Origin of the sequence: Pseudocitrobacter sp. 73, from assembly GCF_008369545.1 — a bacterium.
Taxonomy (GTDB): domain Bacteria; phylum Pseudomonadota; class Gammaproteobacteria; order Enterobacterales; family Enterobacteriaceae; genus Pseudocitrobacter; species Pseudocitrobacter vendiensis.
Genome location: NZ_VTZO01000008.1, coordinates 1 through 25,536 on the forward strand (window position 1 = coordinate 1; position 25,536 = coordinate 25,536).

Annotated in this window: 17 protein-coding genes; 10 read left to right on the forward strand and 7 right to left on the reverse strand. The window is 45.6% G+C overall.

What is annotated here, in order from left to right; translation table 11 throughout:
• The 7 genes from F0Q32_RS07295 to F0Q32_RS07325 all read left to right on the forward strand — a co-directional run.
• On the forward strand, positions 1-485 hold a 485-nt coding region (locus tag F0Q32_RS07295), incomplete at its 5' end, for an IS3 family transposase (protein ID WP_149462505.1).
• Between the two features lie 887 nt (positions 486-1,372).
• Positions 1,373-2,632, forward strand: a complete 1,260-nt coding sequence (locus F0Q32_RS07300) for a hypothetical protein (protein ID WP_149462506.1) — start codon at positions 1,373-1,375, stop codon at positions 2,630-2,632.
• Between the two features lie 241 nt (positions 2,633-2,873).
• Positions 2,874-3,692 carry an abortive infection system antitoxin AbiGi family protein gene (locus F0Q32_RS07305; protein ID WP_103798342.1) on the forward strand — a complete coding sequence of 273 codons (819 nt, stop codon included), beginning with the start codon at positions 2,874-2,876 and terminating at the stop codon, positions 3,690-3,692.
• Positions 3,693-3,903: 211 nt separating this feature from the next.
• Entirely contained in the window at positions 3,904-3,999 is a 96-nt protein-coding gene (locus tag F0Q32_RS26775; protein ID WP_326970303.1) for a hypothetical protein, read from the forward strand.
• A gap of 36 nt (positions 4,000-4,035) precedes the next feature.
• Positions 4,036-5,196 (forward strand): DUF3800 domain-containing protein, encoded by a 1,161-nt coding sequence (locus F0Q32_RS07315; RefSeq protein ID WP_149462507.1) that lies wholly within the window; start codon positions 4,036-4,038, stop codon positions 5,194-5,196.
• Positions 5,197-5,743: 547 nt separating this feature from the next.
• The gene (locus F0Q32_RS07320; protein ID WP_149462508.1) at positions 5,744-9,871 is read left to right on the forward strand and encodes an ATP-binding protein; all 4,128 of its coding nucleotides are present in this window, start codon (positions 5,744-5,746) and stop codon (positions 9,869-9,871) included.
• 135 nt (positions 9,872-10,006) lie between these two features.
• Entirely contained in the window at positions 10,007-11,149 is a 1,143-nt protein-coding gene (locus F0Q32_RS07325) for a helix-turn-helix domain-containing protein (RefSeq protein ID WP_103798345.1), read from the forward strand.
• 285 nt (positions 11,150-11,434) lie between these two features.
• Here the strand turns inward: F0Q32_RS07325 and F0Q32_RS07330 are convergent, their stop codons facing one another.
• Entirely contained in the window at positions 11,435-14,233 is a 2,799-nt protein-coding gene (locus F0Q32_RS07330) for an ATP-binding protein (RefSeq protein WP_149462509.1), read from the reverse strand.
• A gap of 345 nt (positions 14,234-14,578) precedes the next feature.
• Here F0Q32_RS07330 and F0Q32_RS07335 point away from each other — a divergent pair, with 345 nt between their 5' ends.
• Together F0Q32_RS07335 and F0Q32_RS07340 are read left to right on the forward strand one after the other, a co-directional pair.
• Entirely contained in the window at positions 14,579-16,315 is a 1,737-nt protein-coding gene (locus F0Q32_RS07335; RefSeq protein WP_149462510.1) for an ATP-dependent endonuclease, read from the forward strand.
• Positions 16,305-17,723: a UvrD-helicase domain-containing protein gene (locus F0Q32_RS07340; protein WP_149462511.1), complete on the forward strand. Its 1,419-nt coding sequence runs from the start codon at positions 16,305-16,307 to the stop codon at positions 17,721-17,723. Before F0Q32_RS07335 ends, F0Q32_RS07340 begins: the two co-directional genes overlap by 11 nt.
• A gap of 88 nt (positions 17,724-17,811) precedes the next feature.
• On the opposite strand, the gene F0Q32_RS07345 is transcribed toward F0Q32_RS07340, so the two are convergent.
• Both F0Q32_RS07345 and F0Q32_RS07350 read right to left on the reverse strand, forming a co-directional pair.
• The gene (locus tag F0Q32_RS07345) at positions 17,812-18,108 is read right to left on the reverse strand and encodes a helix-turn-helix domain-containing protein (protein ID WP_032149706.1); all 297 of its coding nucleotides are present in this window, start codon (positions 18,106-18,108) and stop codon (positions 17,812-17,814) included.
• Positions 18,109-18,415: 307 nt separating this feature from the next.
• A complete protein-coding gene (locus tag F0Q32_RS07350) occupies positions 18,416-18,973 on the reverse strand; it encodes a hypothetical protein (protein ID WP_103798347.1) in 558 nt (185 codons plus the stop codon).
• Positions 18,974-19,070: 97 nt separating this feature from the next.
• On the opposite strand from F0Q32_RS07350, the gene F0Q32_RS07355 reads away from it, so the two are divergent.
• A complete protein-coding gene (locus F0Q32_RS07355; RefSeq protein WP_103798348.1) occupies positions 19,071-19,403 on the forward strand; it encodes a helix-turn-helix domain-containing protein in 333 nt (110 codons plus the stop codon).
• A gap of 209 nt (positions 19,404-19,612) precedes the next feature.
• On the opposite strand, the gene F0Q32_RS07360 is transcribed toward F0Q32_RS07355, so the two are convergent.
• From F0Q32_RS07360 to F0Q32_RS07375, 4 genes are read right to left on the reverse strand one after another with little or no spacing between them, the layout of a single operon-like run.
• Complete coding sequence (locus F0Q32_RS07360) at positions 19,613-20,041, reverse strand: hypothetical protein (protein WP_103798349.1); 429 nt, start codon at positions 20,039-20,041, stop codon at positions 19,613-19,615.
• Positions 20,041-22,407, reverse strand: coding sequence for a hypothetical protein (locus F0Q32_RS07365; protein ID WP_149462512.1), 2,367 nt, complete (start codon positions 22,405-22,407; stop codon positions 20,041-20,043). The genes F0Q32_RS07360 and F0Q32_RS07365 overlap by 1 nt, the downstream gene beginning before the upstream one ends.
• On the reverse strand, positions 22,391-23,956 hold the full coding sequence (locus F0Q32_RS07370) for a site-specific integrase (RefSeq protein WP_149462513.1): 1,566 nt from the start codon (positions 23,954-23,956) through the stop codon (positions 22,391-22,393). Before F0Q32_RS07370 ends, F0Q32_RS07365 begins: the two co-directional genes overlap by 17 nt.
• Positions 23,943-25,283, reverse strand: coding sequence for a tyrosine-type recombinase/integrase (locus tag F0Q32_RS07375; RefSeq protein ID WP_103798352.1), 1,341 nt, complete (start codon positions 25,281-25,283; stop codon positions 23,943-23,945). The genes F0Q32_RS07370 and F0Q32_RS07375 overlap by 14 nt, the downstream gene beginning before the upstream one ends.
• Positions 25,284-25,536 lie beyond the last annotated feature (253 nt).

A 25,536-nucleotide genomic window follows, 5' to 3' on the forward strand; every position in this document is an offset into this window, starting at 1 on the left:
CCCTGCCTCTTACTCTACTCAGGACCCACGAAGGCTGGCTGTATCTTGCTGTGGTTGTTGATCTGTTCTCACGCAAAATTATCGGCTGGTCAATGCAATCGCGGATGACAAAGGACATTGTCCTGAATGCACTGCTGATGGCTTTATGGCGGCGTAATCCCCAAAAACAGGTGCTGGTTCACTCGGACCAGGGCAGTCAGTACACCAGCCATGAGTGGCAGTCGTTCCTGAAATCACACGGCTTGGAGGGGAGCATGAGCCGTCGCGGTAACTGTCACGATAATGCGGTTGCAGAAAGCTTTTTCCAGTTGCTGAAACGCGAACGGATAAAGAAAAAGATCTACGGAACGCGGGAAGAAGCCCGCAGCGATATTTTTGATTACATCGAAATGTTTTATAACAGTAAGCGTCGGCATGGTTCGAGCAATCAGATGTCACCGATAGAATATGAAAACCAGTATTATCAACGGCTCGGAAGTGTCTAGATTATCCGTGGCGATTCATCATGAACTTACTAAGAATGCGCTTCTTATGTGTATTTTCTGACAGCTTGGTCTAGTAGAGTTCATAAACCATATCACATCGCAATCGCATAACCAAGCATATAAATCTTCAAGAGCTATCTGATTGTTTTCTTGAATAACTTAAGAATCTTGGTAACATTTGGACACATCAATGCTTAATCAGGACTGACGTCTCTGATGGCGGTAGCGTTGCTAAGGTATCGTGGTTTAATGAACTTGGACACCTGTTAAGAGGTTGATATTCTTACCTCATAAATGCAGATGACACAATGCGAAGAATTTTTAGCCCCGAGTTTAAACAGGAATCTGCTCAGTTAATTCTCGACCAAAACCATACCCTCTTGGACGGCGCTGTCGGCATTTCTACAATGACTGGCAGGGTGGGACAGTTGCGAGAAAAAAGGCAAAGTTGATCGCCAAAAGCTTCTCCCATAACACCTGAGCAGATTGAAATACGTGAGTTTAAGGAAAACTGCAACGCATTGAAATATAGTATGAAATTTTAAAAATGATATTAAGTTGACAGACTAAAACTACAACCATGATCTTGATGTCAGACTTCCTGAACAGTTCTCGTTAATCGAGAAACTCAGGGCGCGTTATTCCATGAAAACGCCTTGCCACGTGTTCGGAGTTCGACGCAGTAGTTATAAGTACTGGAATAATTGCCCTATTGAACCAATATCAGGCATATACAACTCCGCAGCTTTGTTCAAAAATCTCACGACGTCAGTCACAGTTCAATTGATGCGCGAATGACATCACCCAAAGGTTACAAGATGGGGCGCTGGCTTGCTCGGGAATTGATGGTAGGCGCCAATTTAAAATCATCCAAATAAAGGAATGTGATGAATATATCACTGCAGCCGAATAACCCGTTCAATCATCCAACAAAAAAAATAAAAATTGACATTAATTATTACAATAATGAACAGAAAAAATTATTTAACAGAAGACGAGGTAACCCTTATCCGAAGATTGTAAGAAATAACATTAGATTATCTGTGACGAGTGGAATTGAAATCGATATCGAGGAGTTTTTTATTTACTATCTTTTTCATTTAAAAACATCTAGACCTCTTGATTTCCCTGACAGAAACATGATTTCTCAGCATATAAGCAGAGCTGTTTATGAAATTGATGGATATATTGAATATATTTCCGATAGTTTACATGTTTGTAATAGTGTCGATTCTTTAACTACTCCTATAACGGAAAGGATAGGCGAATCAATTGGAATGCTCGTTATTGCACATGTGAATAACATGACTTCGGCCGATTGGATACCGATCCCCGTATTACAGGTCAAAGCTTTTGACTATTTCGTGGCGATTTCCCCTCATGGGGCATTGCAAATTGAGACGAAAGGATCTTATGTTGAAAACAACAGCACGATACAGAAGTTAAGAGCTCATAAGAAAAGTATTGTTGATAAAAAAGAACAAACTAAAAATAATCCAATTTCAGATTACCCAGGTGATTATCTTTTTGGAACAATTACAGCCATTGACAAAGAGTTCTCAAGAAAAATAAAATGTTGGTTGGTTGACCCAAACATTGAAGATATAGAATTTGATTATAGAAGAGAGAGAATCCTTTCTAGACTATATGACATTTATTTTTTAATGAAAGTCATATCTCCATCTTCTAGATTAACTAAAGCATTAGATAAAAGGATCGCTGTTCTTATAGAGAATGAAAATATCACGCAATTTGATGGTATTCCACTAATTGAATGGGTTAGGGATGATGATGACGCAGAAAAAGTAATAAGACAATTTTTTTATAATAAAACATACATAAATGACTCCAGTGATGCAGGGATTTGGGGGAGTGTTAATGACCAAACAATTTACTATGTTGGTATGAAAGCGGACCTTTTAAAACTCGCGTTATGGCAAAATTTCGACGATATAATTGATTATAGATTTGTAGCTGAGCATTCCGAGACACGCTTAGAATGTCGTCTAGTAACCGAAGCGGATAAAATTGAATTCAGTAAAATGTTTAAAAGTAGTGGTTTGGTGAAGCATTTCGAATCATTCGGCAGTGTTTACACAAGCTCGAGTGGGATGCTTTTTGGAATGTTAACTATGTCGTTTACCTAATAGCTATGCCCACATAATGACTATGGCACTTATGTCGATTAAGGGGGGCGGGGCATGAATATTAAACAAAATAAGGATTTATGGTTAAATTCCGTAGTTGCGAATGTAATTTATTTTTATATGAGTCTGTAATTTATTTTATGGTTTTTGTGATTAAAATTAAAAGATAAAATCTTAGTTATATGATTTTAGTAAACTAATACTACATTGCAAAATGTTTACCTGTATTGGACACGTTATAATGGAAAAAGTAGCAAAGAAAACCAAGCAGAAAAGGTCTAAGAGTCTGCACCCTTCCACTATTTTTCATTTCACAAACAATGAAGAAGCATTTTATAGTATACTTACAGAGCGGCGCTTCAAACCCTTTTTAGCTCGAGAACGTATTACAGGAATTGGTTCAAGGAGACAATTTGCTGTTCCTATGGTTTCTTTTTGTGATATAAGATTATCGCAAATTGATGATCATACATTCAAATATGGTGAATTTGGTTTTGGTCTCACAAAAACTTGGGCGGTAAAAAAGAAATTGCATCCTGTTTTGTATATGGAGCAAGGAGGGGGGTTGTTTTCCAATTACAACAAAAGGGTCAGAATAATAAAAAATGAATTGTTGCCACTTTGGAATAAAAGAAAAAAATTAAACCCTACAGAATCAAAGTTATTTAACGCACTTAAAGATGAATATTCAGACCTTTACAATTTACTTCGTTACATGAAAAACTACAAAGGAAAACTAGTAAGGCCAGGGGAAAAGGATGACGATAACTATATTTTTGCTGATGAAAAAGAATGGAGATATGTACCGGAACCTTTTGTCGGTGATATGTGGCCGAGTTTAAATCTCGAGAGAGTCATATCATACGAAGATAAGAAAAAGTTTAGTGAAGGATTTTTTGATTTCAGCATCAACTTTACACTGGATGATATCAAATATATACTTGTGCCAGACGACTCTTACATGCTCAAGGTAATAAATTGTTTATCAAGTTCTGATAGTTTTGATAACGAATTCATTAGTAAAATATTGACAATGGATAAAGTAATTAACGACTTCTGAATAAGCCATTTCGTTACTAAAAAATTTATTGAGGAGTCGCTATAGATTAAAAGAAATTTGATTGTTGCAATCAGATGTCGCCTAATGAATATTAACAACATTATTATTAACGGCTCGAAAGTGAATAGCCATTTTGAAAGAGGGATACATCGCTTGCATTTTTTTTTCGCAGCTTTCACTGAATCTTATGACTTTACAACGGTTGGTTGAAATGGATTATCTCGTTGTGCATTCTGGTGATGCGAATGACTCTGATAGCCTGCACGCACCACAACCAATGCGGGCGGATGAATTACTGATACGTTGATTACTTTAAGTATTTGACTTTATAAAGAGGTATGGATTGAAAATTTACATTGATGAATCGGGAATCTTTAGCGCAAATAATAATTTAACCCGGATTGATAAAGCATGGGGTACAGTTGGGGCGATCACAATACCGCATAAAAATATAAAAAAAGCTAGTGCTGCACTATGTGTTCTAAAATCGAAACTGAAGATCCCTGTTTCCCTTGAAATAAAAAACGAATTCAGACCGGAACCTTCATCTGAGTATTTTGCAGAATTCCTGACTGAATTGTTGAAGTTGGATTGTACGTTCCATGCTATGACTGTAAACCGTACATCACTAAATGATGATGCTACGCGCATGCATATGAAAGCGCAGATCGACGGCAGAGCTAATTACATTAAAAAAATTGAAAGTGAGTTAAATCAAGAAGAGTCTGAGGAGTATGTTAATGAGTTTGAGGTGACCAAGGAACTCATTAATTCATCAAGCATACAGGAATACAACCAAGTTGTAATTCAGTCTTACCTGATATCGTTCATGCTTGATAAAACCATTACCTATTATTTACGTAATAACCCTAGGGAATTATCTCGCTTTGAATGGGTTTTTGACCTAAAAAACTCCGCACCTGCTAGATTTGAACTTCTATATTCTAAATTTATGCCTGAGACCGTTGAGTCACATTATTACAGCGAACCAAGAGGTATACCATATATACCAGAAGCAATAAAATATTTTTATAGAAACTACGGAGCAGAGGAAGTTGGATTAGGAATGCCACTCGAGGAAATAGAACGTCGTAAAAGGCTATTTAACGTAGACCATTCCACTGTAGCTGGTTGTTCTATGCCAATCCTATTTGGGAAAATACTTAATAATTATAGTGTTTTCCTGGACTCAAATAAATCTGACGGGCTACAAATAGCTGACTTAGTTGTATCTGCAGTTAACCGCTTTTTAAAGGGGAATGTTGATGATGTTGTCAAGACATCTAAACTACTTGGTCCGTTGTTTGTTAACTCGCCGAGAATAGATGTTCCTGCAATTCCACATGTTAATTTTGGTGAATCAAGCGAATCAATCAAAAATATCAATTTTGATAATCTTGAATTGCTTAACTTTGAAGCAAGAGAATTGTATACGAATGTTTTTAGGAGCGGTTTCACAAAGAATATCCGTAAGTTATTAGAGCGTCAAAGCAACGGTAATTAAGCTGTTGTAAATTGTTTTGGCGATGCGAATATAGACACGCCCGCTTTAGTTCCACGCATTTTCTGAAAGCTCCGGTTTATTTTAAGTATCCCGGTGAAACAAACCATTCACCTTTAGAGATCTTCCGAAATACTGATTATGTCCCCTGAGGAGATTGCCATGCGTAAAGCCCGACTCAGCCAAAAGCAGATCATTACAGATATGAAGTCTATCGAAGCCGGACGTACCATTCCTTTTGTTTGATAGCATTAAGGAAAAGGAAGCTAAGTTGAAACTTATGCAGCAACAGCTTGCCGATTTTACCCCAGAGGGTGTTCCTCAAGATGTATCGCTGAAATCAAATGCAGCACTGTCTTGAAATTGTACCCTTGATAACCCAAAATCATTTGTTCAACAGAAATGGTCAAAGACCCATCAAGATAATTTTTTCTCCCCCCTCATTCTTAGTGTTTCGCTAAACCTTACGTCACTTCAATACCAATATATTTTTAATGGGTATAATATGTGACTGCTTTTGCCGCATTATTGACAGGAACAAGGACTGGTGATGAATATTGATTTCAGTTTAATTCGCAGCGCCCCCAAAAGCCGTAACGATAGCTTTGAAGCACTCGCCGTACAGTTATTTAGGAAAACCTGTCGAGTACCGACAAATTCAACATTTATTAGTTTGCGTGGAGATGGTGGAGACGGTGGCGTTGAGGCATATTTCCGCTCACCGGACGGTGCCGTATTCGGTGTTCAGGCAAAATACTTTTTCCAGCTTGCTTCCGCAGAGCTTACACAGATTGATAGTTCCCTTAAAGCCGCGCTAAGCAACCATCCCACACTAACCGAATACTGGATTTATATACCGTTTGACCTGACCGGGCGTGTTGCTGCGGGAAAGCGAGGAAAAAGCCAGGCAGAACGCTTTGAAGAATGGAAAAGTAAAGTCGAATCGGAAGCGTCAGCGAAAGGGAAGTCACTTTCTATTGTCCTTTGTACCGCTGCTGTTATCTGCAATCAATTACTTGTGATAGACCCTTACGGAGGGATGCGCAGGTATTGGTTTGATGACACGTTGCTGACAGCAGCTCAAATTCAACAATGTCTGGATGACGCCATTGCTTTTGCCGGGCCAAGATATACTTCAATGCTGGATGTGGTGACGAATGCTCATGTCGGCCTGGATTTCTTTGGTGGGACTGGTGACTTTTGCGAGTGGTACGAAATATCATTAACACCAATCGTTCGAGAGTTCCATTCACTGAATGGATACGGACGCAAATCGCTGGATATACTCGGCGAAACCCGTGCTACATCCGCCACGGCATTGATTGAAGAAATAATTGCCTACTGTGAGAGCATGAGAGATAACAATGTCACGGCCACATCGGTTACAGATCTTTGCGTCGCTCTGTCATCCCTATTGACACTTTTCGCTGATGCCCGCCATGCTCAAGAAGATAAATTTTATGAAAAGCATGGCAAGCATAGTGATACAGAATCGTTCCGACAGTTCCACGCAGAGTATATGTGTGCATTTCCTGCCGGAGATATGGATGCGGCGAGAAAATGGGAAGAGCAGGCGCAGCAACTGCAAAATTTGCTGACTTCTCAGGTCATTGGTGCCGCAACAGCACATTCCTTACTGCTGGTTGGGCCAGCGGGTATCGGCAAAACCCACGCGATTGTCAGCGCAGCATTGCGTCGACTGGAACATGGTGGTTTTTCCCTGGTCGTCTTTGGAGACGACTTTGGCAAAGCAGAGCCTTGGGAAGTGCTACGCAGTAAAATAGGGCTGGGTGCCGCCATCGATCGTTCGACATTATTTGAATGCATACAGGCCTGCGCCGAACATACTGGCTTACCTTTTGTCATTTATATCGATGCCTTGAACGAAAGCCCGCGAGAAGTGCGCTGGAAGGACAAGCTTCCCGAATTGCTCGCTCAATGCAAGTCTTATCCAGACATCAAAATCTGCGTTTCAACCCGAGATACCTATCGCAATCTTGTGGTCGATTCACGCTTTCCAGGGTTTGCTTTCGAACACATCGGTTTTTCAGGACATCAATTCGAAGCGGTACAAGCTTTCGCAGCCTACTATGGGCTGGATGCAGAGATTACACCACTTTTTTCACCCGAACTCAGTAATCCTTTATTTTTACACTTGGCCTGTAAAACGCTAAAGGGCGAAGGCCGTGACAGTCTGGATATTTCTTTGCCGGGTTTTACCTCTCTGTTTCAAGGACATCTCAAACATTGCGATGTTTTAATTCGAGAACGCCTCCACTACGCAAACCCTCGCAATCTGGTAAGGGCTGCAATGATGGCACTCGCGAATACTCTGACACATGAGTTGCCGCAGAACCGAACCTGGGAAACCTGTTGCGAAGCACTGAGCAAAATAGTGGGAACTGAGACCACACCTGAATCCTTTTTAAATGCATTGGCACATGAAGGCCTCATTATCCTTTCTGTTGTAGATGAGGATACCTTCCTGATCCGTCTGGGTTATCAACGCTACGGAGACATACTCCGTGCTATCAGCCTTGTGGAAGCTCTTGATTCGGATACAGCAAAACTAGCGGAGAAAATTGCAGCGTTAACAGAAGAAGATGCTGGATTGCTGGAAGCTCTTGCCGCCGTGCTGCCAGAGAAAACTGCTCTTGAAATTACTGCTGAAGAAGTAGGATTACCATCCGAACAAGCCCATAAGCTGTTCATCCAGTCATTGGTTTGGCGCTCCCGACAAAGTGTAGTGGAAGAAATTGATGAACACATCCATGCAGCACTGCATACACCTGGATTATGGGAGTCGGTTTATGAAGCGCTGTTTTCACTTAGTCTGGTTCCTGACCATCGTCTAAACGCAACTAACTGGCTGGGGCCATTTTTACGGCAGTCATCCTTAGCTGAACGTGACACCTACTTGTCATTAGCTGCGCTGGGATCATTTGATAACAAGACTGCTGTCTATTCACTCATCCATGCAGCACTATTTGCTGACATAACCCATTGGCCTGCTGAAAGCCGGAGGCTGGCCAGTCTAACACTTGCCTGGCTCACTTCGTGTGCTGACCGCCGAATCAGGGATTTGTCCTCAAAAGGGCTAAGCAGAATCCTGGCAAACTACCCTGAGAACTGCCAAACAGTAATCAGTGAATTTGCATATTGTGATGATGATTACGTATTAGAGCGTATTAGCCTTGCTATCTACAGTGCATGCTTATTGTCACACCAACGCAGAAATGCGTTTATGCCAGCGCTCTCTGGTCTATTAAGCATTGCGTCAGATAGCGAGAATATTCTGCTCCGGGATACGGTTCAGCTATTAGTAAACTTGTTGAAAACAGGAGAATTTCCCACAGCCGTAACAAGCCAATTACAGCATTACCAGATAAACGTATCATTACCATCACGATGGCCTGTACTGGCGGATGTCAAACCCCTCCTAGATCTGGAACATTTACCATCAAACATGCTGCTCTGGGGAGAATCCATGGCCCCGGATTTCTGGCGATATCAGGTGGAATCGAAGATTTCCGGCTTTGACTTGGAGAGCGCCAATATCAGCCATGAAAACATTGCCTGTTGGTTAATGCGAGAAGCACTTAATTTAGGATATCCCGGTTATAACCACTGCGCGCTCAATTATGATCGCCATATCGGGAGTCAGTATGGTTCGGGACGGGGTAGAAAAGGGTATGCTGACCGACTCGGTAAAAAATATTACTGGATCGCCTTACATCGACTACTGGGCATTCTGGCCAGTAATGTTCCCGCACTTGAAGACCCATATTCCGACTACGAACCTACAAGTGATCATCTATGGTCAGTCGACGTCCGTAAAGTTGACCTGACCGATGTACGCGATATCACCGCAGAAGGTGTCTATCCAGTACTGATGGAGGAAACAAATTATGCATTCCCTGACCACAATTCTGATATCAAAGGTTGGGTTCGGACCGATGATTTTCCACCTTATGAAGCTAGTCTTATTCGAACTGACGAGGAAGGAGAGCAGTGGGTAGCGCTTTCACATAGCTATTGGGATGACGATAAAGCGCCGAATGAAAATAGCTGGGATTCCCCGTACTTGGGAGTGCGTGCTTCCTACTCAAGCGCACTCATAAATGAAAGCATCCAGAACTTTAAACAGAAAAGATCACGCGATATTTTTCAATATAATCAGGGAAGTAGTTGTTATCGCGGTTATCTTGCTGAATATCCTGACAGCCCGGTATACAAACAACTTCTTAATAGTGATGAAGATAGTGAAGCATTTAATTTTACAGAAGTCAGTTTACTGCGCGGAAACGAATGGGAATACGACTACTCATATACCATGCCCGAGCGCCAGGATAACCTCATTGCGCCATGCCTGGGAATCATTCAAAAACTCGAACTTTTATGGGATTGTCAAAGCGGTTGGGTTGATCATTCTGGCAAACTTATCGCCTTCCATCAAAAAGGTGTAAAACAACGCGGACTTTTCATCCATCGTTCGGCATTGAACGCCTATCTGTCCATAACAGGTGAAGAGCTTATACATCGCCGTTTTGCTAACAGAGGATATTTTGATTTAGCTGGTCGTAATAGCACGCAAATAGACCTTAAAACTTGGATCCAGTACCGGGCAGACAAGGCACCGGTAGTTTTACGAGAAGAGGAACTGCCGTTTAACTGCTGACAACGATACTTATTAAGTAATCAACTGGCTGCCTTGGCATCGAATGCCAGAAGAGCCATTTCGCACTACCAATTTAAGTAGACTGAAGGAATACTTGGTACAAGCAAACGCACGCCATATCGGATAGAGGGGACTATGAACGAAACCATCGAAAAACTGATTGCCAGTGGCAAGGAAGGGCCATGGTGGGACTTTAAACAAACCTACCACCAAAACAATGCAGCCCTTGTTCACGATATCCTCTGCATGGCAAACGTCCTGCATGACGGTGACCGGTATCTGATTTTTGGCGTGAATGATGAAGGGGTGATTACCGGCGTGCCGGAAGATGGTAAGCAACTTAACCAGGCAAATTTAATCGATCTGTTAAGAAAAGTCAGTTTTGCAGAGCACCATTGTCCGGATATTCAGCTGCACCACATCACACTCCAGCATAAGGTGCTGGCTATTCTACAAATTCGTAACGTCAGAATTAAACCCTACTATCTGACCCAGGACTATATAAAAGAGGGAAAAACTGTCAGAGCCGGTGTCGTTTACACCCGGCAACAAGATGCCAATACGCCCGTAACTAGCTGTGCCAGCCCTGGAGATGTCATGGCAATGTGGAGAGAGCGCTTTAACCTGGACCTGGCACCCGCTGACCGCATAGTCAGACTGCTTCTGGATTACGACAATTGGGAATATGACGGTATCAGCGAGGCCTATTATCGGTTGGACCCGGATTATGCCATTCATATTGGCGACACAGAAAAAGATATAGGAGGACAACACTGGTGGTCAACGATTAGCATTGAGCAACCTTGTCACTATGAATACATCCTCAAATACCGTGGGCGTGTACTTGAACGAGTGCCAATCGTACATTACAGAAATGAGGGTTTACAGTTTCCCTTTCCAGAGATGGATACGCTGGCTTATCCAGGGAAAAGGGATGGATTCGTAACTGATTATTATGCAGACGTTTTTTACTTCGTAAAAAACACATTACCCTACAATCTGTTGAGTCATATCAGAGAATTATACTCACTGCCTGGCCGTAATTCAGGCATAACCATGCCGTTAACCACCCAGACCAAACCGCCGATTATCGAGCTGCCATTCATGGTGTTTGAGAACGCAGGGGAAAAAGAAGAAAAGCTAAAGTTTATTCAAAGTCAGCTTGCTGATTTTTGCCCGGATGGTATGCCTGATACAGCATCGATGAAAACTGACCCAGAACTAAGAATGGAAGTAGAGAGACAATTTTCCTGGTGGGTTTTTAACCATATGCGTTGAGCCGAAGCCAGTAACCCTGCCTGGGAGTTGTTCATTTTTGACGTTGCAACTAAAGGTCAGCACTACGATAGCGTGTTTTAGTGCGCACTCGCGTATTTTCTCCCTCTTGGGTGTATATGGCCTGCTTTCGCAGGCCATATACTGCCCCCCACGCACGACGATGTGCTTTAAGAGAGTCAACGGCAATACCAATAAAAAGCGCTCGGTTGCACGATGTGGACAGCATCCTGATATGGCTCCCGTGGACTTAGCCCCCGGCCGCGTCCAACATAGCGAAGCCAGCACTCAGGCTCCATGACATTTTTTATACTTTACTCCCGACCCGCAGGGACAAGGTTCATTTCTGCCTACCGCCCCGAACAATCGCGTTACTTCGGATTTAGCCGCCTTGTAAGCAAGCTGCGCGATGTAGTTCGATTGATTTTCAACCTCCTGTCGCTGCTCACCTGTTAACCCTTCAAAAAAGGGGGCTAGCCGACGCATCTCCGCTTCTGCCTGCCCATGTTCGCCTGCAAGTGCCAGTATGACGGCATACTGGCTCCGGACCTGAACCAGTCGCTGTACCAGGCCGGCTTCATTAACCACGGGCAGGACGTGTTGCTCCAACACCTGTCTGGCGCCGACATAGTCCTTTCTTGCGACAAACTCGTCTGCCAGATCCTGTCCGACCCGGACCAGAGATTCCGGGGCCGCGGTCATGTTGTAAAATTTCATCGCGTGAATTCGCAGAAGCGGTGACACTTTTCCCTGTGCGTCAGTAATCCTGGCGAGTAACTCCAGGGCATCGGCCAGATGTTTGATGTGTTCGTGAACATTTTCAGGCTGGTTGATGATTGTCCACAGCACATCCGAGTTCTTACCCATGACATCCTGTGGGGTAATACCAAATAGCGCGTAATAGCGATTTACTACGCTCAGGCACAGCGTTTCTGCTTGCTTGTATCTTTTCAGTCTCCAGAGCGCGATGGCACAGGTGTAGTCAAAAATACGCGCATGCTCTTCGTCCGGAAGACTGGGGCGGGCTTCATCTGCCAGCCTTTGCACTTCACTAAGGTCTCCCTTTTCGGATAAGAAAAGCATCCGTTTCATGGTGTAGGCTGTGCGTTCCCGGTAGCCAAACTCATGTTCTGTAAGCAAGGCTCCCATCGCTTCCAGCCATAGCGCAATTTGCTCAGAAACACCGTCTTTAAGCTCGGAAAAAACCAGTCCATCGAGTGCCCAGAATTTTTGTAAGGGCGCCAGAGAGTCTGAAGCTGTCGCCTGTTTCAGGCTTTCCATAATGTCGACAGTAATGCCCATCTCATAAAACAGCTCTTCACCAGATAGACCGATGAGCGTCATGACATCGTTAAGCTTGATGTATATCTGTGTCAGAAGAGAAAATCGCGAAGTGTCACGTGTCTGGTGAAGACTCTCGATCAAAAGATCTTTTAACGCCAGTAACGCGTTGTTTGTGATATCCGCGTCCATCATGGTCAGGTGCTGCAGCCCCAGCGCCCTGACAGCGTCGTGTACCTTTAACGTCTGGTTTCCATAGTTTTCAATGGTTCCGGTGGCTCGCATTTTTTTAATTAATGTGGCTGCTCCGCTTGAAGGGATATTCAATGAACGGGCAAGGTACCCTGAAACTTCGTCACGGCTCAGTCCCACATCGGACAGACTGAACAACGCCAGTGCGTTCTGGACCGGTGGCTCGAATCCCTGATAGACCCGGCTGAGAATGACGTCCTGCGCGGTTTCCGTGCTGTTTTCCTGTTGCCGCAGTTCAGCACACAGCGTGTCTATATCCCCTTTGTATTCCTCTGCGGCAACTCTCGCCGCGCTTTCGACATACAGCGGCAACCCTCCGGTGTAGCTTCGTAGCTGCTCATATCCCAGCGCACTGGCGTGCCCACCGAGGTCGGCCACTGCGGCAGCCACTGTGTCGATATCCCATCCCTGTAACGATTCACGCTGAAGTCCAGTCATCGCCTCCAGTTGACGGACATTGTCATGGGGCTGGCACAGCAGCACAAAATGGATACGGGTTGTGGCGTGTAGAACATCCCGCAAGTTCTCCACAGGGATACGATGCGCGTTATCCAGAACCAGCAGAAGATTGTCGTTCCGTTGCTGCAAGAAGGTGTCGAACGTTCTCAGCGCTTCAACGCCACTGGCACCAGGGAGCAGTATTCTTCGCAGGCCACCTTGCTCCTGAGTCGCAAACCGGGCTGCCAGCTCACGAACCAGCGTACTGGCAAGTGCAGGACCCGGAAGGTCGCCAGCGTCGTAATACGCACACACCTGTGTACTGTGCTGGGCGGCCTGTGCTGCCCATGCTGTTTTACCTGCACCAGACAAGCCGCAAATGATGCGTATTCGCTCATCCGAAACAAAAGAGGGTTCCTCTCTTTGTGGCCGGTAGAGTGTCGGCGGTGCAGGGAAGTCCTGTAACTGAACGATGAGCTGTTCGAACAGGGCAGGAAGATCCCGGGTATAAAACGCATGCTGTCCGTCGGCATCACCTCCGGTGGCGGCGAGCTGGACCAGACCGGCCAGCTTCCAGATCAGGGATTCTGGCGACAATAACGAAAAATTCAGTTGCTCTGCTTGCGCGATGCACCACGCGGCCGCATCAGCCACGGCGTCCCAGGCAGGGGGAAGTGCGGGATAGCGCTCAGCGGTTGACTGGGGCCAGATAAAACGGACATCCGCAGGAAGCGTCTTATCCTCAATCATCTTCTGCAGATGTGGACCTGGCGCCTGGTTGGCGACGATAACGAAAGAAGCGCTTCCCTGGCGGCGCCCATCAGTGTGCTCGTTACGCAGCTCCGCAAACCGCGCGAGCGCGCCAGACACATCGCTGAGAATGATGGGTTTCAGGCGGGTTTTAACCTGAACGTAAATGCGCTCCTGCCTGGAGTTGAGTTCAATATCCTCATCCAGCTCAACGGTTACTGTCTCCACGCTTGCTTTCTGTGCCAGCAGCAAGCAGCCAACGGCATACAAGTGCTGATAAAGGAATCCCCGGTGTACGGCTTCAATACGTACCAACTGGGCAGAGTCCAGAACATCCGGCATAGATTTTTCTTTGCTTCCCCTCATTTTTGTTCCTCAAGTTACTTGTCAGAAGTATCCAAGATTTACCTATCAGCGTGCGCAATGGAACTTAAGTATGGCTACTAAAAGTTTGACCAGAACACCCGGATTGATCGGTGCGCAACAATTTCACCTCATATTTTGAGAGAGGCAGATGTAGTTCGTATGGTGTTAAATCAATAAATTGAAGGAAGTCCACCCGCTGTCAGATATGTCAGTAAAACAGGCTATATATCATTGATTAAGAAATTCGGGAGCGTTACTTTTATACGTGTCGGTGCACTGGCTGCGCATTTGTAGTTATCTTTACGACAGGCGAGTGGACAAAAAGAATAAAAGAGGGAGAGTCCCGTGGTCAGAGTTTGTAAAGTTGAAATCCAGAACTTCCGATCTATTCGTTTGCTGACCTGGCTGCCTTCGCCAGGGCTCAACTGTCTCATTGGCCCTGGGGACAGTGGCAAGACCACAATTCTTGACGCTATAGATTTGTGCCTGGGGGCGCGACGTAATGTCAGTTTCAGCGACACCGATTTTTTTGGTCTCGATGTGACTCAGCCCATCAGCATTACCTTGGCCCTGGGGTCATTGCCGGATGCACTGAGGACTATAGAAACCTACGGCAATTATTTGCAGGCGTTCAACAGCACGACTGGGCAGATTCAGGAAGAGCCCCAGTTCGGGCTGGAAACGGTTTTGTGTCTGCGGCTTAGCGTCGACAGTGAACTGGAACCTAACTGGACGCTGGTTTCTCAGCGTGCCGAAGCGCTAGGTCAGGAACGCAATCTGGCCTGGAAAGATCGGCTGCTCATCGCACCGGCGAGACTTGGCACATATGCAAGCTCAAATTTATCTTGGGCACGCGGATCGGTGCTTAATCGGCTCACGGAGGAGCGCCCTAATCTGGGGGCTGAACTGTCAAATGCTGCGCGTCAGGCCCGAACCAGTTTCGGTGGTCAGGCTGCAGTACAACTCGCGGCAACGCTGGACGTAGTTACTCAGAAGGCCAATGAGTTGGGTGTGCCGGTCGGTGGTCGGACTCAGGCCTTATTGGATGCTCACGCGGTTTCCATCGGCGATGGTGCAATTGCGCTGCACAACGCCGCTGGTGTGCCGCTGCGTTCTCTTGGTACCGGGTCGTCCCGTCTTCTGGTGGCAGGAATGCAGCGTGCTGCCGCGCAACGGGCCTCCGTGGCGCTGGTCGATGAAGTGGAATACGGACTCGAACCGCATCGGCTTACCCGGTTACTGAACTCCCTGGGTGCCAGGGAAACACCGCCGCCACTTCAGGTTTTTCTGACCACACACTCTCCCGTGGCAGTGCGCGAGCTTAATGGCAATCAGCTCTTCGTTGTGCGGGGCCACCCGACAGCTCCCCACCAGGTGCTGCCGGTCGGCATTGCCGATGATATTCAAAGTACGGTCCGGGTCGACCCCGAAGCCTTTCTGGCGCGTAGCGTGATCGTCTGTGAAGGGGCGAGCGAGGTAGGGTTAATCCGCGGGCTGGATCATTACTGGACCGCCCTCAACGGTAATTCCATGCTGAGTGCAGGAACCGCATTCGTGAATGTTGGTGGAGGAGAGCCTGACCGATGTTTTGTGCGTGGGCTAGCACTGCGTCGACTTGGTTATCGTGTGCTGGTTCTGGTGGATGCGGATAAGCCGCCCACCCCGGCGACGGTCGAGGCCTTCGAGGCCGCGGGTGGAGAATATATCACCTGGCGAGCCGGTCATGCGCTGGAGGATGAACTGTTTATGAGCCTGCCTGATGCAGGCGTCGACGCGCTGCTTCAGCGGGGTATTGATCTTATGGAGGAGGAACTGGTGGCGGCACATATCCAGACGCAGTCCAACGGTCAGGTTACGCTTGCCCATATCCGGAACCAGCGGCAACTGATTGGGGGGGCTTATTCTCCTGAAATACGAAAACTATTGGGACTCACTGCGCGTAACCGACGCAACGGGTGGTTTAAATCGGTGACCCGGTATGAAGATGTGGCGCACGATATCCTTGGTCCTCATCTCCCCGCGTCTGATGCCGGGTTCCAGGCGCTGATTAACCGGCTGTACGGGTGGGCACATGCCGCCTGACTACAACCTGCTAGAATATCATCGGGGGACGATTACGGCCCCGGCCGGGTGCGGTAAAACACAAATCATCGCAGATACCCTGGCCCTGCATAAGGGAGGAAGGCCGGTGCTTATCCTCACGCACACCAACGCGGGTGTTACAACACTGCGTCTGCGTATGCAACGCGCCGGTGTTTCTACAGCGGCCTACCGTATCGCCACTATTGATGGATTTGCAATGCGTCTAGTGGCGATGTTTCCAGCGCGTAGTGGGCTTAACGCTGAGGTTCTTCAACTGCGCAATCGCGGAACTGACTATCCCGCTATACGACTGGCTGCCTGCCAGTTGCTGCAGGCAGGACATCTCAATGATGTTCTGCCGGCCAGTTACGTTCACCTCATCGTGGATGAATACCAGGACTGCAATCTGGTGCAACATGCAATGGTAACCGCGTTATCAACAGTGCTGCCTGCCTGTGTACTCGGTGACCCTATGCAGGCTATTTTTGGCTTTCGGGGTAATCAGCTCGTGGACTGGGACGCACATGTACTCGCTCACTTTCCACTGATTGGTGAGCTCAATCATCCATGGCGCTGGGCTAACTCAGGGGCGCCGGAACTTGGTCGCTGGCTTCTGGACTGCCGGAGGATGTTGCTGAATGGCAATGCCATTGACCTTCGCCAGGTGCCTGCTGAGGTAGCCTGGGTACCGTTACAGGCAGAAACTGCTGTTCAGCAGCGTCTTACTGCCGCCCAGACCCGAGCGGTTACCGCTACCGGGCAGGTACTGGTGATTGGAAACAGCTACGACACTCGCGGGCGCCAGCAGATGGCCAGCCAGACCCCGGGTGCGACGACCGTCGAAGCTGTCGATTTGGTTGACCTTACCGACTTTGGTGCAGGGTTTAACCTGGAGGCTGCGGATGCGTTGACGCGCCTGGTAAAGTTTGCCGCAGGCGTCATGACCCAGGTTGGCCACGCAGCATTGCTGCCCCGGCTGGAAACGCTACGAAGAGGAAGAGCCCGCAATCCGCCGACGGTCGCAGAAGCAGCGTTAGTGGCATTTGCAGAGAGACCAGGTTTTACGATGGCCGCAGAGGCGCTGCGCCTTCTGACTCGTCAGGACAATGCGCGAGTCTATCGGCCAGAGGTTTTGCGCTGTTGTTTGCGCGCCTTGCAGTCGGCTGCTGCCGGAGGCTGCACTTTTGCAGACGCCACGATAAACGAGCGCGAACGCAATCGCCACGAGAGTCGACCGTTGACCCGGCGTGTAATCGGCAGCACATTGTTGCTAAAGGGACTGGAAGGGGAGGTGGCAGTCATCACATCCCCGGAAGAGATGGATGCACGACACCTCTATGTCGCTATGACGCGGGGAGCTTCGCGGCTGGTTGTGTGCTCGCTAACTCCCATATTGGCGGCCCGCTAACTCCGATGCAAAGCGCCCTTGCTCGCAAATCGCACCTTCCTTAGGGCCAGTGCCTGACGTACAGTCCTATCAAATAGCCTGGCTTCTATCACCATTCTTCACGCCTTGCCGGTGAATCAAACTCCTTTTCAACCAAATTTGAAGCTTTTGTATAAGTTGAAATAGGTCCAGAACTAAGCGAAATCTCCACTCCTAAAATATTTAACACGTTGTATAGACGCTGAAAACTTGCTTTTGAAGGGTTTGCCTCAAGTCGAGCATAAGTCTGCTGAGTGACACCCAACCTGGCGGATAATTCTCTTTGAGTTAATCCTTTTGATTTACGAAAACCAATTAAAAGTGGCCGTAACTGGCTAAGAAGTCTGACCGGGAAAACATTATCCATAAGTAGGTGACCATGTCGATTATTTAAAATAAGTTCACTTTGCGTAAAAATAACAGCCTTCAGGGTGTTTTTTTACTTTACAGCTTTTAAGGTGTAAGGATGAACTCGTTGTTTAATTTGTTGCATTAAAGTGTTAAAGGTTGCATCTGGGACTGACTAAGATTATATTTTTCAGGACTAGCATATAGTGGTACGCGCTGCTAACACTCATATTAGTGAGGCTTATCAGTGCATGAAGGGAGAGGGCAGGGTAGGCTTTGCCCTCTCTTTTTCATGACTGTATTAAACTTCAAATCCTTTTTAAAACTCATTGCCTTATTGCGATATTTTTATTAACAATCCCAATCAGTGTGTTTATTTTTTCATTTATCTTAATGTGTCTTTTATCTTGCTCAAGAGAAAGTTTCCTGAATTCATTTTCCCTGCTCGGCACGGCAATTATCAATTCTTCATAAATTTCTTTTGCTCCTGACACTTTTTCCAATTCACTGCTGTATTTTTCAATGAGAGATCTTATTTGAATGTTTACATCACTGTGTTCATGGCTGGTAGCACTTGAAACTTGAAGGGAGGTTTTTTGGCTTACCTCAATTAATTGCACATTTTCTTTTGCTATATTGAATTCTGATGTGATTGAGTATAAATATTGATACACGCCTGATTTTCTTACTTTATTTAATAATCCTTTTTTTACTAGATATTGAGTTTGGTTATAAGCAAAAGCTTTTGCCTTTCGATAAGTTTTCGGGAGTGAAAATCGCTCGACAAGAATTTTTGCTACATCATTACTGGTGAAGTTATCCTTGCCAATGTGGATTATTGCAGAAAATATGTACGACTCAGGGTTGGATACTCGACTATTCATATGACTAAAACAAGGCAGTTAACTTAGGATTGCTAAGTATACAACAATGGCAGATACTTAGACAATCTAAGCATTCGAGGCCAATGAAGATGAATCAGTGTCTGAAAAAAATCCGATACCAGAAAGACTTAAGGAAGCGAGATGCAGGGCGGGTTTGTCACAGCGCTCATTGGGCCTCCTTGTTGGGTTTGATCCCGCTTCGGCTAGCAGTCGTATGAATCATTATGAGAAAGGGCGCCATGTCCCCGATATTGATACGCTTCGACGGATGGCGGCAGAGTTAAACGTGCCGTTGAACTACTTTTTTTGTGATGATCAGACCACAGCTGAACTTGCATTACTCATATCACGGATGACAGAGGAAGAGCGAAGTAATCTTATCGAAGCACTCAAAAAGCATCCAGGCGAAAAGCATGCTGACAAAAAATGATATTACACATAAAGTGACTGAACTTTTTGAAGGTAACGAAAGTGTAGCATTACACTGATGCAATGAACCAAGCAGGGCATTACAGTGGAAGACGCCCTCTCAGATAACAAACTCATAAGAGGGAGCCAAAATATATGTTTATCAATACAACCAGCATTCTGCCGACAACCGGGAAGCTGTCGGCTAAATCGTCCATGTCAGAAATATGACTACTTATGTAGTTCCCGAATCATATGGTTGGCCAACAGGCTTTCCACCGGTATAACCGAATTGATTTTTACCGCTTTGACAATTTCTATCAACGAAAGGGTATTTTGCGCTAATTGGTCTCGCAATTCACTTACTTCAGCTTGCAACTGCTGGTTTCTGGCCAGCAAAGCCTGACGGGTTTTGCGGTTGACGTATTGCTGTTTTTCTTTTGGGCGTAGATTCAATGGGCCAAGTTGCTGATCAACATAGGCAGCAATTAGGCGTTTACGCTCTAGGCTGCTCAGCGTACTTAAACCACCGTTAACGATACCTTTTGCCTTGAGCCTAATATGCAGGGCATTAGCGGAAATAGGGGACTTGTCAAAGCCTTCAACCAGCATCAGTTGTAATTCGTGCTCAATCAGTGTGTTCAGTTCCTTGCCGCGCATCAGTCTTTCTCCTGCATCAATTGTTGGTATTCAAGTGCAAAAAGCTGGGCCAGTGTACGGACTTTGCCCTCGGTGATTACTCCACCAGACAACACACTCTCCGCAGCAACCAGTTGTTGAGTCTTGGCACGACGATGCCATTGTGCTTGTATTGCCTCGAGTTGCTGTAACCGTCGTTCGATGTCGGCCAGTCTGGTCTGGTAATCAGGCTGATGTTGAGTAAGTTGGGTCAACTTCGAATGTGCTTGCTGTAAAGCCTGTTTCTTGGCAATCAGATTTGGTAGCTCATCTATCCGGCCTGTCAGCGTGAAATGTTCACAAAAGGCAGCACTCTGGCATTTCAGTCGATAAGGACATCCCCAGAGGTTAACTTCCCGCATACAGGAGCCAAATTTCAGCGGATACAGCACGGCATGTCTTGCCACCATGGCAGAGGCTTGCTCTGGTCCTTCTGCGTCGCGGATTTCTTCAAAGGCGGCAGCAACATCTTCAAAGAGGCCGTTAGCAAATGACGCCTCGACAAACCTGGCTACATCATCCCGATCGTCAAAAGTATGCAGGTTGGCTTTGATGGTATTGTCCAAAGTCATGTGTTCCGTGACCGCCAGTTGGCCGGTCCGTTTGACGATTTCCAGAGGCGTAGCAATGGAGGACGAAGAGGGCGCGGCAATTAGTGCTGTCGATATTGGCTGCAAGGGCACCAACGAGGCGGCTTTTCGCCGTTCTGCAAGCGCCAGATGTTGATAATGCTGATTCTGCGTGATGTCCACTCGACCCATCAACATTGCCTGTAAGTGGTCAGAGATATCCGCAATAGCAAGAAAGGTATTGATGTTGTGCCGGGGAATGTGGGTACGCATCCGCGTCGAGGTGCCATCCTCCTCCAGTAATTGATATTTGCTGAATACTGATCCATCAGGTTCAACGTTGCCTAAGAATTTATTCATAAGTGTGTTAGTGAAGGGTATCGGTGTAGCAAGCAAAGCCAGTGTGCGCTTTAATGCCAGCGAACCCTTCTCGTGTAGAAATAGCAGGTCCTCGTAGTTAACTTGGTAGCGTTTGCCATTTTCCATCCAGGCGTGTGTACAGGGTTCGTTGGCATTCGCCAGGCCAAATTCGGTCTTAATGTAATGATTGAGATCAGTCTTGGAATAATAGATAGATTTGCTGTTTTTCGGGCCTGGTATTTCTTGAACGGGCAGCACACCTCTTTTGCTAAGGGCTTTGGATGTTTTGTCCCGTTGTCCTGCCCGGCCCCGTAAACTTGAGGTAGTTTGGGTGATGTATTTCACCACATCATCCAGTTCGACTCGTTCACCGGGCATGTTGCTGATGGCCTGTGGCAGGTAATCATCAAAAGATTTTGCCCGTAGATAGGTAAGATGTCTGCGTATTGGTGCGGTCAACATTTTAACGGTACTGAATATACTCTCGACCAGCGGTACTGCCAGCGGTTCTACCCAATGCGTTCGCTCCCCAGCACCTTTGACACCAACATAACGGATACCAAGAAAATAATCGGGTAATCCCTTGTCCTGAAATCGTTTACAGATTGCCGGATCATCAATCTGGCGTTTAAATAGGGCATCCAGTCTGAGATTAAACGCTTCAATGGAGCGAAAGCCGGTAATAACCAATAACAATAGGCAATTTAACGCGATTTTCTCAGCATCACTTTCCACCCGCTGGATTAATGCAACTATGTTCAGAAATCCGCGAATGGCAATCAACGCATCTTCACCATCGGTAGTGGTATCAGACAGCTTGGCCTGCTGTTTCAGCGCCATGGCTTCCCGGGCTTTGCGGGTCAGGTTGGTTTTGTTGGTATACTTCACATCAGAGTTGTATTGCAGTTTAACCAACGTAAATGTGAAGTGATTGACCAATTTTTGAAGGCTAACGCACCGCCCTTTATAGTTAGCTGTATTGGGGTCACCAGGAGATGAAACGCTACTGAGAAGATCCATCGCTCGTTGAATGACAACTGTGCTCAGGTAAGATGGATGGGTCTGTCCTGTCTCATAAAGCATCGCATGGTACCATCGTTTCAGAATCATTAAAGTTGCCTTTGCCACCGCTGGCGACATATTCCTATTTCCCTGTCGGTAAACCACTACCAGCATAGCTTTCATGAACTGACTATATTCTTTGTCGATGGGCAGATGTTCTACAATACCTTTGAATCTGTTCATCTCATCAAAACGTAATGTATTTCTGCCGTTCCCTCGCAACCATCCACTTCCCTGGTTACCACTTACCCAGATATGATCATTCCATGTTTGGGCAAAATCAGCAGACAGGTGCTGTTCGAACCATTTTTTTTGCTCTTCAATAAAAGCCTGAAAATGCTCAAAGTGATTTTTCATTGGACTTCACCTGTTCCTGATGAAAACGGCAGCGGGCGATAACAGACTCAATTTCAAACTGTGTGGTTTCATGGATTAAAATGAGCGGATTTCGGGAATTACCTACACCGTCTGAAATAGCGATAAGTTCATCGACTTCTTTTTTGACGCATTCAAGTAGAGCCTGATGTTCACCATCCGTAAAAGGGCGATAATACAGACAGCCGTAACAAGAACGCACTTCGCTGAAAGGGCATGTACTACTGTTCCTGGAACAACCACCAATTTTATTATGCAACTCGTCACCAACGAGTCCCACCACTAGATGGCCTTTCCAATGTGCTGAGTCGACCAGTTCACCAGTGAGCATCATAGCCACCATATTTTGCCAAACGGGATTCGACCCAAGCGCTTTAGCACGGATCAAGGCCAAGGCGGGAGTTGCCATAATGTAGTATTTAGCTACGGCAAGAGAGGTGTGCCCCAGTACATGTGCTATCTCTTCAGCGCTAGCACCTTGCATCGCCAAAGAGTGCCCAACATTGTGGCGTAAATCAGTGGGTGTAATTGTGGGCAATGCAGCTTCGCCACATGCTACGGCGGCTTGATATTCAGGAGGACAGAAATTTAGGATTGCCTGATTAATTGCCTGAGACACATAATGCGGAGCTGAAACGCTGAAATCGAATAGTTTATCTTCGGGGTTTTTCTTGTATCTCACGGTATAGTTCATAATTAACTCCCCAATTTCTGAGGGGATCGCCAGAAATAACCGCTCTGTCGTCACTCGTCTTTGTTTAGCATATGGTAAAAAAACACTGTATCGAATCAGACCAGATTCCTGATTTCGTGTATCGATACGAACATCTTTGACCGCCAGCCTAGCGAGTTGAACTGGGCGTGCACCCGTTACATAAGCCAACCCAAGGATAGCCGCATTTCGCACTTCGCTGTGACTGAAACTTTTGCCATCGCGTAACAACGAAGCCATTTCAAACAGTCCATTGCAAATCATGTTTTTTTCAAGAGGGTCAAGAATATTATCGATTTCTTGGTAAATCCCCCAATGTTCGAGATACGGTCGAGGGACGAACTCAAGATCATCGTAATCTCCAAGATTGAAACCTGGGAATGTTTCAGCACAGAGTATTTTTAATCCGAATAACACGGAATAAAAAGTAGCATTATCAACATCCTCTTTTTCGATAAATAATCGGAGCGTAGCAAGCGAAAATCCACCATGTTCTCGACAATATGAAATGATATTCCTCCAATCAAGGTGCAACGCTGGAAGTTTGGTTGGAAATCTCGTCGATGCATATTTGAAACAAATATACTTGTTTAATTTATTTGAGATATTATCTTGATTGAAAACAAGATATCGCCGACTGCCTGAATAATCGAAAGCCCATTTATCTCCTTTGCTAACAATATATTTATCATCAAACTCCATTGCCGTTTTTAGATAAATTCGATCAGGAATATCGAGTTCAAAGATAGCCTGAGCTAAATCAGGAGGGTAAACTGAGTTCCCTTCGTCAGATTTTAATGCATTATCAAATGATGTCATCGTTATATCTATCCATTATAGTATCTAACGTATTATGCAGCGCTGCATTATCTTGAATAATTCGTTGGACATTGGCAGCATTAGCCTGCTCAGACAGGAAACGTTTTGCATATAGATCAGGCATTTGACTTGTCGGACTCCAGCCACCCATCAGTCGTAGTTCATCTTTGGCTTCTTCCATTATCCCTGAGAGGGAAGGGACTCCAGCAATAAAGTGTGTTTTATTTTGCTGGCTTTTCAAATATTTTGAATGCCATATTTTTTGCAATGTCAAAAAGGCCCAAGTATGTCGGGTTGTATGCGGAGTCAATCGTTGCAACGAGTCAGAGTACATTGGTGATTTGTACTCTGGATATTGGTTAGTGAAGACCTTATCAACTTTCGAAAAAATAGAATGAACTGATGTATAGGACAAAGGCTTCGCTGACTGTTGACTCGATGTAAAGATGAAATCGTGTTTATCAGTTTTTGGTCGAAGCCTTGCTATATAAATGCTTAAAAAAATATAATCCTGCTTATCGAGCTCCAACACACGATTAGCCCATGCGTTTTTGAGAGATGGCGCATTCTTTCTTGGTTCGTATGCCTCGTCGGCAGTTGTCACAATCAAACTAAACTTATCACCTTTTAAATTAGGTTTAATTGAGCTGCACTCTAACAACAATAGCTCACCTGTTCGTAAACCATAATTTAACAACAGACGAATAATCAAAAAATTGCGGAACTGAAGATGCCCGGAAGGGAAAGGATTTAGCGGGTTATGCTTTTGGGCAGAAGAGGGGGTTATTATTCCATAAAGGCTGAGCACCATTGCCCCAGACAAACTCTGAAATCCTTGGCTGCTGTGACTATGTTGCGAAAATTTGTTTGATGTAAGCGTTCGATAATTCTCCCGGCAAAGCTGTAAACGGGTGTGTAAACGCGAAGCCAAAAGTGATAATGCTTTGGGAGAGTCATCCCGGTATGCAGGTGATATGTAGGTGTTAATCAAAAAAGAAATGAAATGGATCACAGCACGAACTCTGACTGTATGAGTTAAGGTATTGGCTTTTGTGACTCTCGTTAAAGACAATACATTTGACTGGACGTTGTGGCCATTTTCTAGATACATCCAAAATGCGGGCATTTCACCGACAGCAATGTCTGGATTGTGGTCAGATGAATAGAAGCTGTAGCAAAACGAGACACCATACTTTTGCCTCCAGAATTCGTAAAAAAACTTCACAGATTGAAGTGAAGCTGACTGTGTGGACAATGAGCGGAAAGCCAAATGGTCAATATGGTACCTAAGGGGATACAGCAACGGCAGAGAGGTTTCCAAGTCCATCAGGATCCATTGCCTTTTACGGCCTGAGATAACCAACTGCTTTAGTGAATACACAATATTTACCTCAAAATTATCATGGATATGAAGAGAATGTACTCTGTACCTAATGCAAGAAACGAGAGGGAGATCAGAAATCCTAACGTATTGATTTATCAGTTAGTGGGAGTGTCTTATGAACTTATTTACCACAGTAGGTGATTTAACATAATATACATTATGCGCACTATGGTAAGCCCAGTCAGATTCCGCCGTA

What these genes read in the sequence shown, in the direction of transcription:
- F0Q32_RS07300 (WP_149462506.1), top strand. Translation starts at nt 1,373, where the DNA reads ATGAATATATCACTGCAGCCGAATAACCCGTTCAATCATCCAACAAAA.
- F0Q32_RS07305 (WP_103798342.1), top strand. Translation starts at nt 2,874, where the DNA reads ATGGAAAAAGTAGCAAAGAAAACCAAGCAGAAAAGGTCTAAGAGTCTG.
- F0Q32_RS26775 (WP_326970303.1), top strand. Translation starts at nt 3,904, where the DNA reads ATGGATTATCTCGTTGTGCATTCTGGTGATGCGAATGACTCTGATAGC.
- F0Q32_RS07320 (WP_149462508.1), top strand. Translation starts at nt 5,744, where the DNA reads ATGAATATTGATTTCAGTTTAATTCGCAGCGCCCCCAAAAGCCGTAAC.
- F0Q32_RS07325 (WP_103798345.1), top strand. Translation starts at nt 10,007, where the DNA reads ATGAACGAAACCATCGAAAAACTGATTGCCAGTGGCAAGGAAGGGCCA.
- F0Q32_RS07330 (WP_149462509.1), bottom strand. Translation starts at nt 14,233, where the DNA reads ATGAGGGGAAGCAAAGAAAAATCTATGCCGGATGTTCTGGACTCTGCC.
- F0Q32_RS07340 (WP_149462511.1), top strand. Translation starts at nt 16,305, where the DNA reads ATGCCGCCTGACTACAACCTGCTAGAATATCATCGGGGGACGATTACG.
- F0Q32_RS07345 (WP_032149706.1), bottom strand. Translation starts at nt 18,108, where the DNA reads ATGGATAATGTTTTCCCGGTCAGACTTCTTAGCCAGTTACGGCCACTT.
- F0Q32_RS07350 (WP_103798347.1), bottom strand. Translation starts at nt 18,973, where the DNA reads ATGAATAGTCGAGTATCCAACCCTGAGTCGTACATATTTTCTGCAATA.
- F0Q32_RS07360 (WP_103798349.1), bottom strand. Translation starts at nt 20,041, where the DNA reads ATGCGCGGCAAGGAACTGAACACACTGATTGAGCACGAATTACAACTG.
- F0Q32_RS07365 (WP_149462512.1), bottom strand. Translation starts at nt 22,407, where the DNA reads ATGAAAAATCACTTTGAGCATTTTCAGGCTTTTATTGAAGAGCAAAAA.
- F0Q32_RS07370 (WP_149462513.1), bottom strand. Translation starts at nt 23,956, where the DNA reads ATGACATCATTTGATAATGCATTAAAATCTGACGAAGGGAACTCAGTT.
- F0Q32_RS07375 (WP_103798352.1), bottom strand. Translation starts at nt 25,283, where the DNA reads ATGGACTTGGAAACCTCTCTGCCGTTGCTGTATCCCCTTAGGTACCAT.